Below are 14880 nucleotides of genomic sequence, written 5' to 3'. Positions count from 1 at the left end.
TCACCACGGCACGCAGACGCGACCGACGGACGGACTGGAGGCGCGTGGCGGCGCCGCCACGCGCCTCCCGTCCGACGACCGTCGACCGTCGACTCGCGACGACCGTCGACTCGCGATGATCCGACGGAGACTGATTCGACGGACACGCTGACACGAGTGTTGCTCGTGTGGTACCTGTGGACGCACGCACACCTGCGCACTGTGCCCTGAGCGGAGTTCGAAGTGACCGCAGTCCCACCGACGTCCGATCCCATCCCCCCGACCGGCCCCGTCGGCTCCGACGCGCCACGTGTCGTCGAGGACACACCGCGCAAGAAGGGCAAGCTGCGCGCGTTCCTCACGAGCGGGTCGCTGGACATCCAGTCGAAACTGCTGGTCATGCTCCTCGCCGTGAGCATCCTGGCTTCGCTCGTGGTCGGCGTGGTCGGCTACCTGAACGGCCGGAACTCGCTCGAGAACGCCGCGTTCAACCAGGTGACGTCCCTGCGCGAGGCCAGGATCACGGAGCTCAAGCGCTCGTTCGGGCAGTTCACCCAGTCGGTGGTGGCCCAGACCCGCAACGAGAGCGTGATCGGCGCGACGAAGGCGTTCGAGTCCGGGTGGGACGACCTGCAGTCGCGGCCGGTGTCGGACGACGACCACACGACGGTCGACGCCTGGTACCGGGACAGTTTCGTGCCGCAGCTCGACAAGGCTTCCGGTGGGACCGCGAACCCGGACCAGTTCGCGCCGACCGAGGATCCGCAGGCCTACCTGCAGGCGCGGTACACGGCGCCGTTCACCGACTACGACAAGGCCATCGAGCAGGACGACGCCGGTGACGGCAGCGCCTGGTCGAAGGCGCACGCGGAGTACCAGTCGTACTTCCAGCAGGCGGTGGAGGCCGCGGGGTACGAGGACCTGCTGCTCATGAACACGGACGGGGACGTCGTCTACTCGGCGTACTCCGGCGCGGACCTCGGGACGAACCTCGACAGCGGGCCGTACCGCGACTCGAACCTCGCGACCGGGTACCAGCAGGCCCTGCAGCTGACGAGCTCGGACGACTTCGTGGTCACCGACTTCGCCCGGTACGTGCCGAGCCTCAACGTCCCGACGCTCTGGGTGATGTCGCCGGTGGGGGAGGACGGCAAGATCATCGGCGTGATGGCGGTCCAGGTGCCGATCAGCCTCGTCAACAACGTCATGACGGGCAACGACCAGTGGAAGGACGACGGCCTCGGCGACACCGGGGAGTCGTACCTCGTCGGCGCCGACCACCTCATGCGGTCGTACCCGCGCCAGCTCATCGAGCACCCGAAGCAGTACCAGCGCGACGTCGTCGCTGCCGGGACGGCACCGTCGACGGCGGCCCGCCAGGTCGCGGTGAAGGGCTCCGTCCTGTTGCAGGAGGTGAACACCACCCCGGTGACCCGGGCGCTGCAGGGCAAGTCGGGGACGGTGATCTCGACGGACTACCGCGGGAAGGAGGTCCTGTCGGCGTACGCCCCGCTCGAGGTCGACGGCCTCCGGTGGGTCGTCGTCGCACAGACGGACACCTCCGAGGCGTTCGCGCCCGTGAACGACTTCGCGCGCAACATCGGTCTCGCCCTGGTCGGCATCATCGTGCTCGTGAGCCTGCTGTCGCTGCTGTTGGCACAGGTGTTCGTCCGCCCGATCCGGCGCCTGCAGACGGCGGTGAACCGGGTGAGCTCGGGTGACCTCGGCGTCGAGGTGAAGACGAAGGCCGGCGACGAGATCGGCGACCTCGGCCTGGCGTTCAACGACATGAGTCGCAGCCTGCAGGTCAAGCAGGACCTGCTCGACGAACAGCGACGGCAGAACGACACGCTGCTGCTGACCCTGATGCCCGAGGAGGTCGCACGCCGCTACAAGCAGGGCGATGAGACCATCGCGGCCGACCACCAGGACGTCGCCGTCGTCTACGCGGACATCATCGGATTCGACGAGTTCGCGGCCGGGCTCACCGCCGAGGAGTCGCTGTCGCTCGTGAACGATGTGTGGCGCTCCCTCGACGAGGCAGCCGGCCGGCACGGCATCGAGCGGGTCCGCACGACGCGCAGCGGGTACCTCGCCAGCTGCGGCCTGAGCGTGCCGCGGGTCGACAACGTCCGCCGGGTCGTCGACTGGGCAGAGGAGGCGCAGGGTGTCCTCGAACGCTTCAACGCCCAGCACGGCGCGAAGATCGGTCTCCGTGCCGGCATCGACACCGGCCAGGTCACGAGCGGTCTGGTCGGCCGGTCGAGCATCGTCTACGACATGTGGGGCGACGCCGTGAGCCTGGCGTACCGGGTGCAGGGCATCGCGCCGACGCCCGGTGTGTACGCGACGCAGCGGGTGGTGGACAAGCTCGGCGACCGCGGCGGCGTGCAGGACGTCGGTGAGGTCCAGACCCAGGCCGGCCCGCAGCGGATCTGGCGTCTCGAGCGGAGCGCATCGTGACCGCGTTCTGGGAGCAGCCCTGGTTCTGGCCCGCGATCAGCGTGATCGTCGGGCTCCCGCTGCTGCTGTTGATCCTGACGGAGCTGCAGTCGAACCTCGAACGCCGCGGCAACTCGCTGCACAAGGTGATCGGGCTGCTCCGGAACGCCGTCGTACCGATCATCGCGATCCTGATCCTGTCCGTGCAGGTCACCGACGCGGTCAACCCGGGCAAGCCCGTGGTGAACCAGATCATCGGCACGGTGCTCGGCTTCCTGGTGATCGTGTTCGTGCTGAACGGCCTGAACATCGTCCTGTTCACGAACGCCCGGAAGGGCACGTGGCGCGAGAAGATCCCGTCGATCTTCGTGGACATCGCCCGGATCGTGCTCATCGCCCTCGGGCTCGCGCTCGTGTTCAAGATCGTGTGGGGCGCCGACGTCGGCGGGATCTTCACGGCTCTCGGCGTCGGCTCGCTCGTCATCGGCCTCGCGCTGCAGTCCGCCGTCGGTCCGGTCATCGCCGGTCTGTTCCTGCTGTTCGAGCAGCCGTTCCGGCTGGGCGACTGGCTCGACGCGGGCGGGGTGCGTGGCCGGGTCGTCGAGGTGAACTGGCGGTCGGTGCACATCGACACGGGCGCCGGGATCCTGATCATGCCGAACTCCTCGCTGGCGGGGGCGTCGTTCACGAACCTCAGCCGGACGGGAGGCACGTTCCCGGTCTCGACGGACGTCACGTTCACGACGGACGACCCTCCGGCAGCCGTGGTCGCGTTGCTGCAGCGGGTCGCGACGGGCCTGCCGCAGCGCTACCCGGGCACCCAGCCGGTCGCCGTCCCGACGGGTGGGTCCGGGTACACCGTCTCCTTCGAGGTGCGCGGTCCCTCGCAGGAAGGGGACGCGCTCGCCCAGTTCCGGATGTGGCTCTGGTACGCCGCCCGGCGTGCGGGGCTCGGGCTGGACGGCGACACCACCGACGACTTCATCACCGACGAACGGCGCGACCAGGCGCTCGCGACGATCGCCCCGACCCTGTACCTGACCGGGGACGACACCACCGCGATGGCCCCGCTCGTACGGCTCGAGCGGTACGCGGCGGGGGAGACCATCGTCACCGCGGGCACCGTGCCCGACGCCGTGCGGTTCGTGCTCGCGGGGAGCGTCGACCTGCGCGTCCCGTTCGAGGACACCCAGCTGCCGGCGACGCGGGTCGAGGCGGGGGACTACCTCGGCCAGACGGCGCTCACCCGGGAGGCACTCCTCACCACCGCCGTCGCGCTCACCGAGGTCGCCGTCCTCGTCGTGCCCGCCACCGCCCTCGACCAGATCGTCCGCGGGACGCCGGCCCTCGCGCGGGACATGGGCGACGTCATCGACCGCCGTCGACAGGAGGTCTCGGCCGCGGTGTCCGCACACGTCGAGTCCCAGCAGAAGACGGTGTCGGCCGCCTAGACTCGACCGCGTGCGATACGCGAACTCCGTCGTCGACCTCGTCGGCGACACCCCGCTCGTCAAGCTCAACCGGGTGACCGAGGGGGTCCGTGCGACCGTCCTCGTGAAGGTCGAGTACCTCAACCCCGGCGGGTCCTCGAAGGACCGGATCGCCACCCGGATCATCGACGCGGCCGAGGCCTCGGGTGACCTGCGCCCCGGCGGCACGATCGTCGAGCCGACCTCCGGCAACACCGGGGTCGGGCTGGCGCTCGTCGCCCAGCAGCGCGGGTACCGGTGCGTGTTCGTGCTGCCGGACAAGGTCGGCGAGGACAAGCGGAACGTCCTGACGGCGTACGGTGCCGAGATCGTGGTGACGCCCACCGCGGTGCCGCCCGAGCACCCCGAGTCCTACTACTCGGTGTCCGACCGGCTCGTGCGCGAGATCCCGGGCGCCTACAAGCCGAACCAGTACGCGAACCCGAACGGCCCGCGCAGCCACTACGAGACCACCGGTCCGGAGATCTGGCGCGACACCGAGCAGCAGATCACCCACTTCGTCGCGGGTGTCGGCACCGGCGGCACCATCACGGGCACCGGCCGCTTCCTGAAGGAGGCCTCCGACGGACGCGTCCGCATCGTCGGGGCCGACCCGGAGGGCTCCGTCTACTCGGGCGGCACGGGCCGGCCGTACCTGGTCGAGGGCGTCGGCGAGGACTTCTGGCCCGACGCCTACGACGCCGGCGTGCCGGACGAGATCATCGCAGTGTCGGACGCCGACTCGTTCGCGATGACACGCCGCCTCGCGCGCGAAGAGGGTCTGCTCGTCGGCGGCTCCAGCGGCATGGCCGTGGTCGCCGCCCTGCGCGCCGCTCGCGACCTCACCGAGGACGACGTCGTCGTGGTGCTCCTGCCCGACGGCGGCCGCGGCTACCTCGGCAAGATCTTCAACGACCGGTGGATGCGCTCCTACGGCTTCGCCGAGACCGACGACGAGCGCACCGTCGGATCGCTCATCGCGGGCAAGGACGGCCGTCTGCCGGACCTCGTCCACGCCCACCCGGCGGACACCGTGCGGGACGTCGTCGACATCATGACGAAGTACGGCGTCTCGCAGATGCCGGTGCTCAGCGCGGAACCGCCCGTCGTCATCGGCGAGGTCGTCGGCGCCGTGGAGGAGAAGGCGCTGCTCGAGCAGGTCTTCACCGGTGCCGCGAAGATGGCGGACGCGCTGACCGGCTTCGTGGGGGAGCCGCTGCCCCTCATCGGCGTCGGCGAGTCGGTGTCCTCGGCCCGTCGCGCGCTCGAGTCCGTCGACGCGCTCCTGGTCGTCGAGGACGGCAAGCCCGTCACCGTCCTGACCCGCCACGACCTCCTGACCTACCTGTCCGAGTGACCCGCCCTACCCGCCCGACCCGACCGAGGAACGAAGCCCGCATGACCGAGTTCAGCACCCGTGCCGTCCACGCCGGACAGGAGCCCGACGGCCCCACCGGCGCCGTCATCCCGCCGATCCACCTGACGTCCACGTACGTGCAGGACGGCATCGGCGGCATGCGGAACGGCTACGAGTACTCCCGCGCCGGCAACCCGACGCGCGACTCGCTGCAGACCCTGCTCGCCGACCTCGACGGCGGCGTCGCGGCGTACTCGTTCGCGTCCGGTCTGGCCGCCGAGGACGCCCTGCTCCGCGCCGCCCTCGTCCCCGGGGCCCGAGTGGTCATGGGCAACGACGTGTACGGCGGCACCCACCGCCTGGTGAGCCGGTTGCACGTCCCGTGGGGCGTCGAGCTCGTCGTCGTGGACATGAGCGACCTCGACCAGGTCCGCGCCGCACTCCAGGACGCGCCGGACCAGACCGTGCTGTGGGTCGAGACGCCGACGAACCCGCTCATGAAGATCGCCGACATCGCGGCCCTCGCCGAGCTCGGTCACGGGGCCGGTGCGCTCGTCGTCGTCGACAACACCTTCGCGTCGCCCTACCTGCAGCAGCCGCTGTCGCTCGGCGCCGACGTCGTCGTCTACTCCACCACGAAGTACCTCGGCGGCCACTCGGACGTCGTCGGTGGTGCCGTGGTGCTCGCCGACGAGGAACTCGCCGCGAAGGTCCAGTTCCTGCAGTTCGGCGCCGGCGCGATCTCGTCGCCGTTCGACGCGTTCCTGACCACCCGCGGCATCAAGACGCTCGCGGTCCGGATGGAGCGGCACTCACAGAACGCGCAGGCCGTGGCCGAGGCCCTCGTCTCCGCGCCCGGCGTCGAGCGTGTCTACTACCCGGGACTCGCCGACCACCCCGGCCACGACGTCGCCGCACGCCAGATGCGCGGGTTCGGCGGCATGCTCTCGGTCGCGCTCTCGGGCGGTCCCGAGGCCGCACGGCGGTTCGCTGAGTCGACGGAGCTGTTCGCGCTCGCCGAGTCCCTCGGTGGCGTCGAGTCGCTGATCGGGTACCCGAGCGAGATGACGCACGCGTCGGTGAAGGGGACGGAACTGGCCGTCCCGGAGAACGTCGTCCGCCTGTCGGTCGGCATCGAGGACGCCGGCGACCTCGTCGCGGACCTGCAGCAGGCGCTGCAGCGCTGAGGCGCTGGACAGCTGAAGAACCGACGGCCTGGAGGCACGTGGCGGCCCCGCCACGCGCCACCAGGCCGTCAGTGGCTGGCCCTACGATGACCGGGTGAGCACCGCCGCGACGAGGACCAGTCTGTTCAGCGGCCCGTACGCCCTCGCCACCGTCGGCATGGTCGCGATCGTCGCCGTCGCCGCGTTCCAGAACCTCGCGATGACGACCGTCATGCCGGAGATCAGCCGGGACCTCGACGGCGAGACCCTCTACGCGCTGGCGTTCGCGGCGCCGCTCGCCGCCGGCGTGCCGGGGATGGTCCTCGCGGGCAACTGGACGGACCGTGCCGGTGGCCGGATCGTGGCGTGGGTGTCCGCCGGCCTGTTCGCGATCGGCACCGCGATCGTCATGCTGGCTCCGACGATGGAGGTCTTCCTCGCCGGACGCCTCGTCGAGGGCTTCGGCGCCGGCGCGATCGACGTCGTGCTCTACGTGCTCGTCGCCCGAATCTTCCCGGCCGAGCTGCACGGTCCCGTGTTCGCCGGGTTCGCCGCCGCGTGGGTCGTGCCGGCGCTGGTCGGTCCGGCGCTCGCGGGCATCGTGACCGACGTCTGGAACTGGCACTGGGTCTTCGCGGGGGCGCTCGTGATCGCCGTCGGCGCGTTCACGTTGCTCGTCCCGACGCTCGGCCGGCTGCACCCGCCCGCAGTCGAGCTCCGGCCACCGTGGCAGCGCTCCCGGATCGGCTGGTCGGTCGCGGCCGCCGTGGCGATCCTGCTGCTGAACGTCGCCCCGGACCTCGGCGCGTGGGCTCGGGTCGCCGCCGTGGTGATCGGCCTCGTCGGCACGTGGTTCGCGCTCCGTCCGCTGCTGCCGACCGGCACCTTCCGTGCGGCGCCCGGGTTGCCGTCGGTGATCCTGCTGCGCGGCCTCGTCGCGGCGTCGTTCTTCGGGAGCGAAGCGTACGTGCCGTTCCTGCTGCAGGCGAAGGACGGCCTGTCCGCCTCGGCCGCCGGGCTCGCACTGACGGTGGCGGCACTGAGCTGGGCGGGGTCGAGCTGGCTGCACGGTCGGTTGGGCGAGGAACGGCTCACCGCCGCCCGGACGTTCGGCGTCGGGTTGTCGCTCGTGCTCGTCAGCCTGCTCACGGCACTCGCGGTCGCGTCGTTCGGCCTGCCCTGGTGGGTGCTCGTCGTCGGGTGGTTCGTCGGCGGTGCGGGCATGGGGGCGGTCTACCCGCGGACCTCGATGTTGACGCTCCGGTTCTCGGGCGAGGGCGACGACGGCTTCGCGAGCTCGGCCCTGACGATCGCGGACGCCTCGGGCAGCGTGATCGGACTCGCCGTCACGGGCCTGCTGTTCATCGGCACGGGCGGCGCGGACGGCGCCGTGTCGTTCCCGCTCGTCTTCGGCGGCATGACGGTCATCGCAGCACTCGCCGTCGTCGCCGTCCGTCGTCTGGGTCCGGTCCCGGCACCGTCCGCGGCACCGGTTGGCGGGTAGCGTGGGACCCGTGCTCCTCCGCATCGTCGCCGCAGCCGTGATCGTCGGCTCCGCCCTCGCCCTCACCGGGTGCCAGGGCACGACGTCCGCGGCGCCGACCCCCGTGCAGAGCACCGACCTGACGAGCTCGGACGGCGGGTTCGACCAGCACGCCGTCGTCGGTGTCGTGCTCCTGCACGCCGCGGCCACCCCGGGCACGACCTCCGGCGGGGTGTCCCTGTCGGACCGGTTCCACGACGACCTGACCGCTGCCGGGTTCACCCCGGACGTGCGGGTCGCGGGCTCGGCCGACCCGGCGGCCGACCAGAGCACGGCGATGCGTGCGCTCGTCAAGGCCGGCGCGAAGGCGATCCTCGTCGAGGCAGCCGACCCGGCATCGCTGAGCGGCGAGGTCCAGGTCGCGCACGACGCCGGTGTGGTCATCGTCGCCCTCGGCGATCCGCTGCCGACGTCCGGCACGGGCGGGGACGGTGTGTCCGCCGACTACCGGGTGCAGGGCACGGACTCCGACGCCGCGACGGTGGCGCGTGCGACCGCGGTGGTCGAATCCCTCCAGCGGGGCGAGAAGCCCGCCAGCGACTGACCCAGGTCGCACTCAGGCGCTGCTCGGCGGTCCCCAGCAACCACGGGGCGGTCGGCTGTGTGGAGGGACAGCATGAGTCCCCCGAACGGGTGACGTGGTTCGTCGGTGGAACGACCGACTGTCCGGGGTGACTCGGCGCTCACTACAGTCGCCTCACCGCAGCCCGTCGAGAGGACCCGAAGTGCAACGACGCCCCCGCTCCACCCGAACCGCAGCCATCGCCCTGACCACCGCAGCGTGCACCATCGGCGCCGTGCTGTTCGCCGCCGGCCCGGCCGACGCCGCGACCCGGCACGTGCTGCCCGACTCGACCCCGTCGTGGGCCACGAGCACGAACGACGTCGGTACGGTCGCCGCCGACACCGACGTCGAGGGCGAGGTGTACCTGCCCCTCACGAACCAGCGCGGAGCGGAAGCCCTCGCGACCGCGGTCTCCACACCGGGCAACGCCCGGTACCGCAAGCCCCTGAGCCCGGCCCAGTGGATCGCGCAGTACGCGCCGACGAAGGCCGACGCCGACCAGGTGACCGGCTTCCTGCGAGCCCAGGGCCTGACCATCACCGCGGTGCCGGCCAGCCACGAGTACGTCGTGTTCCGCGGGCCGGCGTCCGTCGTGGACTCGGTGCTCGGCACCTCGCTGCACAGCTACCGGCACGGCGGCCGCACCCTCGTCGCACCGTCGACCGCTCCGACGCTCCCGGCGTCCGTCGCGGGCCTCGTCAGCGGCGTCAGCGTCGACCAGGGCCGGCTCCTGACGCACCCGGAGCTGGTCGAGCAGGGGGAGACCCCGGCCTCGTCCACGCCGACCCGCTCGCTCCGTCAGCAGGCGACCGCTCCCACCGGCATCCAGGCGACGTGCTCCCAGTACGACGGCGAGCACACCGCGACGGTCCCCGCCGCCTACGGGAAGACCAGCGTGCACACCTTCGCGTGCGGCTACGTGCCGAAGCAGATCCGCTCGGCGTACGGCGTCGACGCGTTGGCGGCGAGGGGCGTCCAGGGGCAGGGTCAGACGGTCGCGATCATCGACGCGTACGCCTCGCCCACGATCGTGCACGACACGAACTCGTACTCCGTGCAGAACGGCGAGCCCCAGCTCACGAGCGCGACCTTCCAGCAGCGCATCCCCGCGACGTCGCAGTTCACCGACCAGGTGCTCTGCCAGCAGCCGAGCGGGTGGCAGGGCGAGGAGACGCTCGACGTCCAGTCGGTGCACGCGGTCGCCCCGGCGGCGAAGATCCTCTACGTGGGCGGCACGAACTGCGGTGGCGGGCTCGACGTCGCGATGTCGAAGATCCTCGACCAGGGCCTCGCGAACCTCGTGAGCAACAGCTACGGCGACGTCGGCGAGAACGTCCCGCTCTCGAGCATCCGCGGACAGGAGAACCTGCACATCCAGGCCGCGGGCGAGGGCATCGGCCTGTACTTCTCGAGCGGTGACAACGGCGACGAGTCGGCGGCGCTCGGCAGTGCCCAGCCGGACTTCCCGGCGTCCAGCCCGTGGGTGACCTCGGTCGGCGGCACCAGCCTCGGCATCGGGAAGAACGGGAAGAAGACCTTCGAGACCGGGTGGGGCGACGTCCTCGACCAGATCGTCAGCAGTGACCGCGGCAACGTCTACTCGACTCCGCTGCCCGGCGGCATCGTCGGCGGCGGTGCCGGGGGCGGCCGGAGCACCCTGTTCGACCAGCCCGCCTACCAGAAGGGCGTCGTGCCCACGTCGCTCGCCGGTGGCAAGCGCGTCTCGCCGGACCTCGCGGCACTCGCCGACCCGTACACGGGGTTCGCGATCGGCATCCGTCCGATCACGGACGACTCGACCCTCGCGGTCGGACCGTTCGAGAACGAGACGTACGGCGGGACCTCGCTCGCGTCGCCGATCACGGCCGCGCTGTCCGCGATCGTGCAGCAGTCGACGAACGTCCGGCTCGGCTTCGCGAACCCGACGATCTACGCCACGTACCGTGCCGCGCCGTCCGCGTTCAGCGACGTCCGGCCGCCCGCGTCACCGATCGCCCTGGCCTACACCAGTGCGTCGTCCGGCAAGGACTACCTCGTCACGCTCGACCACGACACGTCGCTCACCACCGCCAAGGGGTACGACGACGTGACCGGTCTCGGCGCGGTGTCGTTCACCGGCCTGACGCAGGTCGCGCGCCGGTAGGGACGCGACCGGCCGACTGACGGGAGGCACGGTGCCAGCCGGCACCGTGCCTCCCGTCAGTCGCGAGTCGTCAGCGCCACCACGCGGGGAACGACAGCACGATCGTGTCGACGAGTGCCTTCCGGGAGCGCCGCGACCCTGCGAGCCACGCCTCGATCGCCCCGACGAACCCCTGCGCGACGAACCCCGCTGCGACGTCGTCGAGCAGTTCGGGCCGGTGCGCCGCCTCGAGCGAGGCGATGTGCTGCGCGCTCGACACGGTGAAGTGCTCGACGAGCAGCCGGTGCAGTGACGCGTCGTTCGGGTCCGGCAACGCCCGGCCGTAGATGTCCCGGTGGGCGACCACGTGCTCGACCACGGCGTTGATGCCGCGACGGGTGATCGTCGCGAGCTCGTCGGCGTCGGCCCCGCGATCGGCGGCTGCGCGACGAGCGTCGGCGTCGTCCTCGCGGATGCGGTCGAGCTCCGGCGTGAGGACGTCGGCGAGCAGCGATCCGGGGGAGACCGCGTGCGAGTAGAACGTCGCCCGGTTGATCCCGGCGGCGCGGGTCACGTCGGCGACGGTGATCTCGGAGACCGGGCGGTCGGCGGCGAGACGCAGGATCGCCTCGCGCAGGGCTGCGGTCGTGTGCAGGATCCGGGCATCCACCATGACGCCATCCCCCTTCTGATCCGGTTCCACCCGACACGTCGTCCGCAGACGGTACCGAGCTACCCGACGGTACCGCATGCGCGGACCACGACACGGGACCCGTAGGATGGTTCGGCGGCCGAATCGATTCGATCGATCCCGCGATCACCTCCCTCCCCCCCCCCTCACCGTCGAAGGACTCCTGCTCGTGACCGCGCCCGCCACCACCGGTTCGCTCCGGGTCGTCCTGCACCCGGGAGACTCGCTCTCCCGACGGCAGCGACTCGTCTACGTCTTCGTCCTGGGCGCCCTCACCGCGCTCGGACCGTTCACCATCGACCTCTACCTGCCGGCGTTCCCGTCGCTCAAGGACGAGTTCGGCATCACCGACGGCGCGGTGCAGCTCACCCTCACCGCGACGACGCTCGGCTTCGCGGCCGGGCAGCTGCTCGTCGGCCCGTGGAGCGACAAGGTCGGCCGGCGCCTGCCGCTCATCATCGCGACGACCGTGCACGTGGGCGCCTCGATCGGCGCCGCGCTCGCGCCGAACGTCGAGGTCCTCGCGCTCTTCCGCGTGCTGCAGGGCATGGGTGCCTCGGCCGGCGGTGTCGTCGCGATGGCCACCGTCCGTGACCTGTTCGGCGGCAAGCCCCTCGTGCGGATGCTGTCCCGGCTGGCGATGGTGAACGGCCTCGCGCCGATCCTCGCCCCGCTCATCGGGTCGCAGATGCTCCGGTTCGTCAGCTGGCGGGGCGTGTTCGTGTTCCTCGCCTGCTACGGCGCCGCCGTGGTGATCGCGTCGATCCTGCTCATCGTGGAGACGCTGCCGCCGGCGCGACGGCACGAGGCCGGTCACTCGACGATCGGGCAGCGCTACCGTGCGCTCTTCTCGGACCGCATCTTCGTGGGGGTCGCGCTCATCGGGGCGATGGTCTTCAGCGGACTCTTCTCGTACCTCAGCGCCTCACCGTTCCTGTTCCAGGGTTTGTACGGGCTCGACGCCCAGCAGTACGGCCTGCTCTTCGCGGTGAACTCCGTGGGCGTCGTCGTCGGCGTGCAGGTGTCGGCTCGGTTGGCGCAACGGGTCGGACCGCAGTGGATCCTGGCGTGCTCGACCGCCACGCTGTTCCTGGCGGCGGTCGCGATCATGGTCCTCGACCAGCTCGGTGCCGGGCTCGTCGGCGTCCTGGTCCCGCTGTGGTTCTTCATCGCGGCGTGCGGGTTCTCGTTCCCGCTCGTCCAGGTGATCGGCCTCGCGGCGCACGGCAAGGAGGCGGGCACGGCAGCCTCCCTGCTCGGTGCCCTGAACTTCGGCGTCGCCGGGATCATCTCCCCGGTCGTCGGCTGGATCGGCATCACGACCGCGACACCGATGGGAGCAGTGATGGCGTGCACCTCCGTCACGGCCATCGTCCTGCTCTGGGCGGTCGTGCGGCCGCGGACGGTCCCCGCGCTCACGCACTGACGTCGGTCCGGCACCGATCCGGTCGCGCGGACGGGCCCGTCCATATGCTGTGGTCATGAGCGACGCGGTGGAGCAGGCCCAGGCAGCGGCAGCAGCGGCGAGGGCCGCGGCCGACGAGGCGAGACGCCTGGCCGACGAGGCCGCCGCACGCGCCGAGGAACTCGCCGCCGCGCTGCAGGCAGCCGCGGACGAGCCGGTGCTCGCCCCCGAGGCGGAACCGGCGGTCGCCGGGTCCCCGGCACCCACCGGCCTGGAGGCACCACTCGCGCCCGACGCGGAGCCCGCCCTGGACGCCACCACGTCGGCGCCGGGGGCGACCCCGGTGACCGGCACCGTGCCTCTCCCCACCGGCACGGCCGGCACGCCGCTGGCGCGTCGTACCGGTACCGGCGGCGTGGGCCCAGACAGCCCGCTGGGCGCGGCGGCGGTGGGCGCGATCCGGGACGGGTACCAGGTCGACGGCAGCGCGCTCCAGCTGGGCGCCCTCGTCAACGGCGAGGCGCAGCCCGACGTCCAGGTCCGGATCCCGCTCGGCATGCTCAACCGGCACGGCCTGGTCGCCGGCGCGACCGGCACCGGCAAGACCCGGACGCTGCAGGTCCTGGCGGAGCAGATCGCCGCGAACGGTGTGCCGGTGTTCGCCGCCGACATCAAGGGCGACCTTTCGGGGCTCGCTGTCGCGGGGCAGGCGAACGACAAGCTCCTCGCGCGGACGGCCGGCATCGGCCAGGAGTGGCAGGGCGTCGCCAGCCAGGCCGAGTTCTACTCGCTCGGCGGGCAGGGGACCGGTGTGCCGATCCGGGCGACCGTGTCCGGGTTCGGACCGTTGCTGCTGTCGAAGGTCCTCGGGCTGAACGACACGCAGGAGTCCTCCCTCGGGCTGGTCTTCCACTACGCCGAGCGGGCCGGCCTGCCCCTCGTCGACCTGTCCGACCTCCGGAGCGTGCTGACGTACCTGGTGAGCGACGAGGGCAAGGGTGAGCTCGCCGAGCTCGGCGGCCTGTCGAAGCAGACCGCCGGCGTGATCCTCCGCGAGCTCATCACGTTCGCCGACAAGGGTGCCGACGAGTTCTTCGGCGAGCCCGAGATCGACACGCAGGTGTTCCTGCGGAACGCCGCCGACGGCCGCGGCATCGTGAGCCTGCTCGAGGTGCCGGGCGTGCAGGACCAGCCCGAGGTGTTCTCGACGTTCCTGATGTGGCTGCTCGCGGACCTCTTCAACGAGCTGCCCGAGGTCGGCGACCAGGACAAGCCGAAGCTCGTGTTCTTCTTCGACGAGGCGCACCTGCTGTTCAACGGGGCGTCGAAGGACTTCCTCGACCAGATCGTCCGCACCGTCCGGCTCATCCGGTCGAAGGGCGTCGGGATCTTCTTCGTCACGCAGACCCCGAAGGACGTGCCGAACGACGTGCTCGCGCAGCTCGGGTCCCGGGTGCAGCACCAGCTCCGTGCGCACACCCCCGACGACGCGAAGGCACTACGGGCGACCGTCTCGACGTACCCGACGAGCGGCTACGACCTCGGTGAGGTGCTCACGTCCCTCGCCACCGGTGAGGCGATCGTCACCGTGATGAACGAGAAGGGTGCACCGACGCCCGTGGCCTGGACCCGGCTCCGTGCCCCCGAGGGGTCGATGGACCCGATGCCCGCGCCCGAGATGCAGGCGCGGGTGCAGGCCTCGCCGCTCCTGGCGACCTACGGCACCCGGCTCGACCCCGACTCGGCGTACGAGATGCTCGCACGCCGGATGGAGGCCGCCGCCGCGCAGGTCGCCGCCGCGGACGCGCAGAAGGAGGCGGCTGCCGCTGCCGCCGAGGCCGAGAAGGAGGCCGCCCGTGCCGCTGCAGCGGCGGCGAAGGAGGCCGCCGCGCAGGAGAAGCAGGAAGCACGTGAGCGAGCCGCGGCGCAGAAGGAGTACGAGCGGACGCAGCGGGAGTTCGAGAAGGCCGAGCGGGCGGCCGCTGCCCGACGGTCGGGTCGGACCTCGACGCGGACGACGACGTCCCGCAAGGCGAACGATCCGCTGTCGGACCTGCTCGGGTCGGGGCTGGGCGGCACGATCGCCAAGGAGGTCGTGCAGGGTATCTTCTCGACCCTGCGGCGTCGACGCTGACGAGTCG

Annotated in this window: 10 protein-coding genes; 9 read left to right on the top strand and 1 reads right to left on the bottom strand. The window is 71.5% G+C overall.

What is annotated here, in order from left to right; all coding sequences use genetic code 11:
- Window positions 1-222 precede the first annotated feature (222 nt).
- The 7 genes from ABIC61_RS06945 to ABIC61_RS06915 all read left to right on the top strand — a co-directional run bounded on the left by ABIC61_RS06945 (window position 223) and on the right by ABIC61_RS06915 (window position 10664).
- The gene (locus ABIC61_RS06945) at window positions 223-2442 is read left to right on the top strand and encodes an adenylate/guanylate cyclase domain-containing protein (protein WP_354029325.1); all 2220 of its coding nucleotides are present in this window, start codon (window positions 223-225) and stop codon (window positions 2440-2442) included.
- The gene (locus ABIC61_RS06940) at window positions 2439-3872 is read left to right on the top strand and encodes a mechanosensitive ion channel domain-containing protein (protein ID WP_354029324.1); all 1434 of its coding nucleotides are present in this window, start codon (window positions 2439-2441) and stop codon (window positions 3870-3872) included. The genes ABIC61_RS06945 and ABIC61_RS06940 overlap by 4 nt, the downstream gene beginning before the upstream one ends.
- A 10-nt stretch (window positions 3873-3882) precedes the next feature.
- Window positions 3883-5247 carry a cystathionine beta-synthase gene (locus tag ABIC61_RS06935; RefSeq protein ID WP_354029323.1) on the top strand — a complete coding sequence of 455 codons (1365 nt, stop codon included), beginning with the start codon at window positions 3883-3885 and terminating at the stop codon, window positions 5245-5247.
- A 41-nt stretch (window positions 5248-5288) separates the two neighbouring features.
- Window positions 5289-6434, top strand: a complete 1146-nt coding sequence (locus ABIC61_RS06930; protein ID WP_354029322.1) for a cystathionine gamma-synthase — start codon at window positions 5289-5291, stop codon at window positions 6432-6434.
- Between the two features lie 94 nt (window positions 6435-6528).
- Window positions 6529-7917, top strand: coding sequence for an MFS transporter (locus ABIC61_RS06925; protein ID WP_354029321.1), 1389 nt, complete (start codon window positions 6529-6531; stop codon window positions 7915-7917).
- Window positions 7918-7927: 10 nt separating this feature from the next.
- Window positions 7928-8500, top strand: a complete 573-nt coding sequence (locus tag ABIC61_RS06920; protein WP_354029320.1) for a hypothetical protein — start codon at window positions 7928-7930, stop codon at window positions 8498-8500.
- A gap of 181 nt (window positions 8501-8681) precedes the next feature.
- The gene (locus tag ABIC61_RS06915; RefSeq protein ID WP_354029319.1) at window positions 8682-10664 is read left to right on the top strand and encodes a S53 family peptidase; all 1983 of its coding nucleotides are present in this window, start codon (window positions 8682-8684) and stop codon (window positions 10662-10664) included.
- A gap of 70 nt (window positions 10665-10734) precedes the next feature.
- Here the strand turns inward: ABIC61_RS06915 and ABIC61_RS06910 are convergent, their stop codons facing one another.
- Entirely contained in the window at window positions 10735-11316 is a 582-nt protein-coding gene (locus tag ABIC61_RS06910; RefSeq protein ID WP_186321952.1) for a TetR/AcrR family transcriptional regulator, read from the bottom strand.
- Window positions 11317-11503: 187 nt separating this feature from the next.
- On the opposite strand from ABIC61_RS06910, the gene ABIC61_RS06905 reads away from it, so the two are divergent.
- Together ABIC61_RS06905 and ABIC61_RS06900 are read left to right on the top strand one after the other, a co-directional pair.
- The gene (locus tag ABIC61_RS06905; protein WP_144752142.1) at window positions 11504-12760 is read left to right on the top strand and encodes a multidrug effflux MFS transporter; all 1257 of its coding nucleotides are present in this window, start codon (window positions 11504-11506) and stop codon (window positions 12758-12760) included.
- Between the two features lie 55 nt (window positions 12761-12815).
- On the top strand, window positions 12816-14873 hold the full coding sequence (locus tag ABIC61_RS06900) for a helicase HerA-like domain-containing protein (protein WP_354029318.1): 2058 nt from the start codon (window positions 12816-12818) through the stop codon (window positions 14871-14873).
- Window positions 14874-14880 lie beyond the last annotated feature (7 nt).

Origin of the sequence: Curtobacterium sp. 1544 (genome assembly GCF_040544915.1) — a bacterium.
GTDB classification, from domain to species: domain Bacteria; phylum Actinomycetota; class Actinomycetes; order Actinomycetales; family Microbacteriaceae; genus Curtobacterium; species Curtobacterium pusillum_C.
This window is presented reverse-complemented; position numbering and strand designations above follow the sequence as displayed.

Excerpts from the sequence above, each read along its gene's own strand:
- ABIC61_RS06930 (WP_354029322.1), top strand. The coding sequence starts at position 5,289 with ATGACCGAGTTCAGCACCCGTGCCGTCCACGCCGGACAGGAGCCCGAC.
- ABIC61_RS06910 (WP_186321952.1), bottom strand. The coding sequence starts at position 11,316 with ATGGTGGATGCCCGGATCCTGCACACGACCGCAGCCCTGCGCGAGGCG.
- ABIC61_RS06900 (WP_354029318.1), top strand. The coding sequence starts at position 12,816 with ATGAGCGACGCGGTGGAGCAGGCCCAGGCAGCGGCAGCAGCGGCGAGG.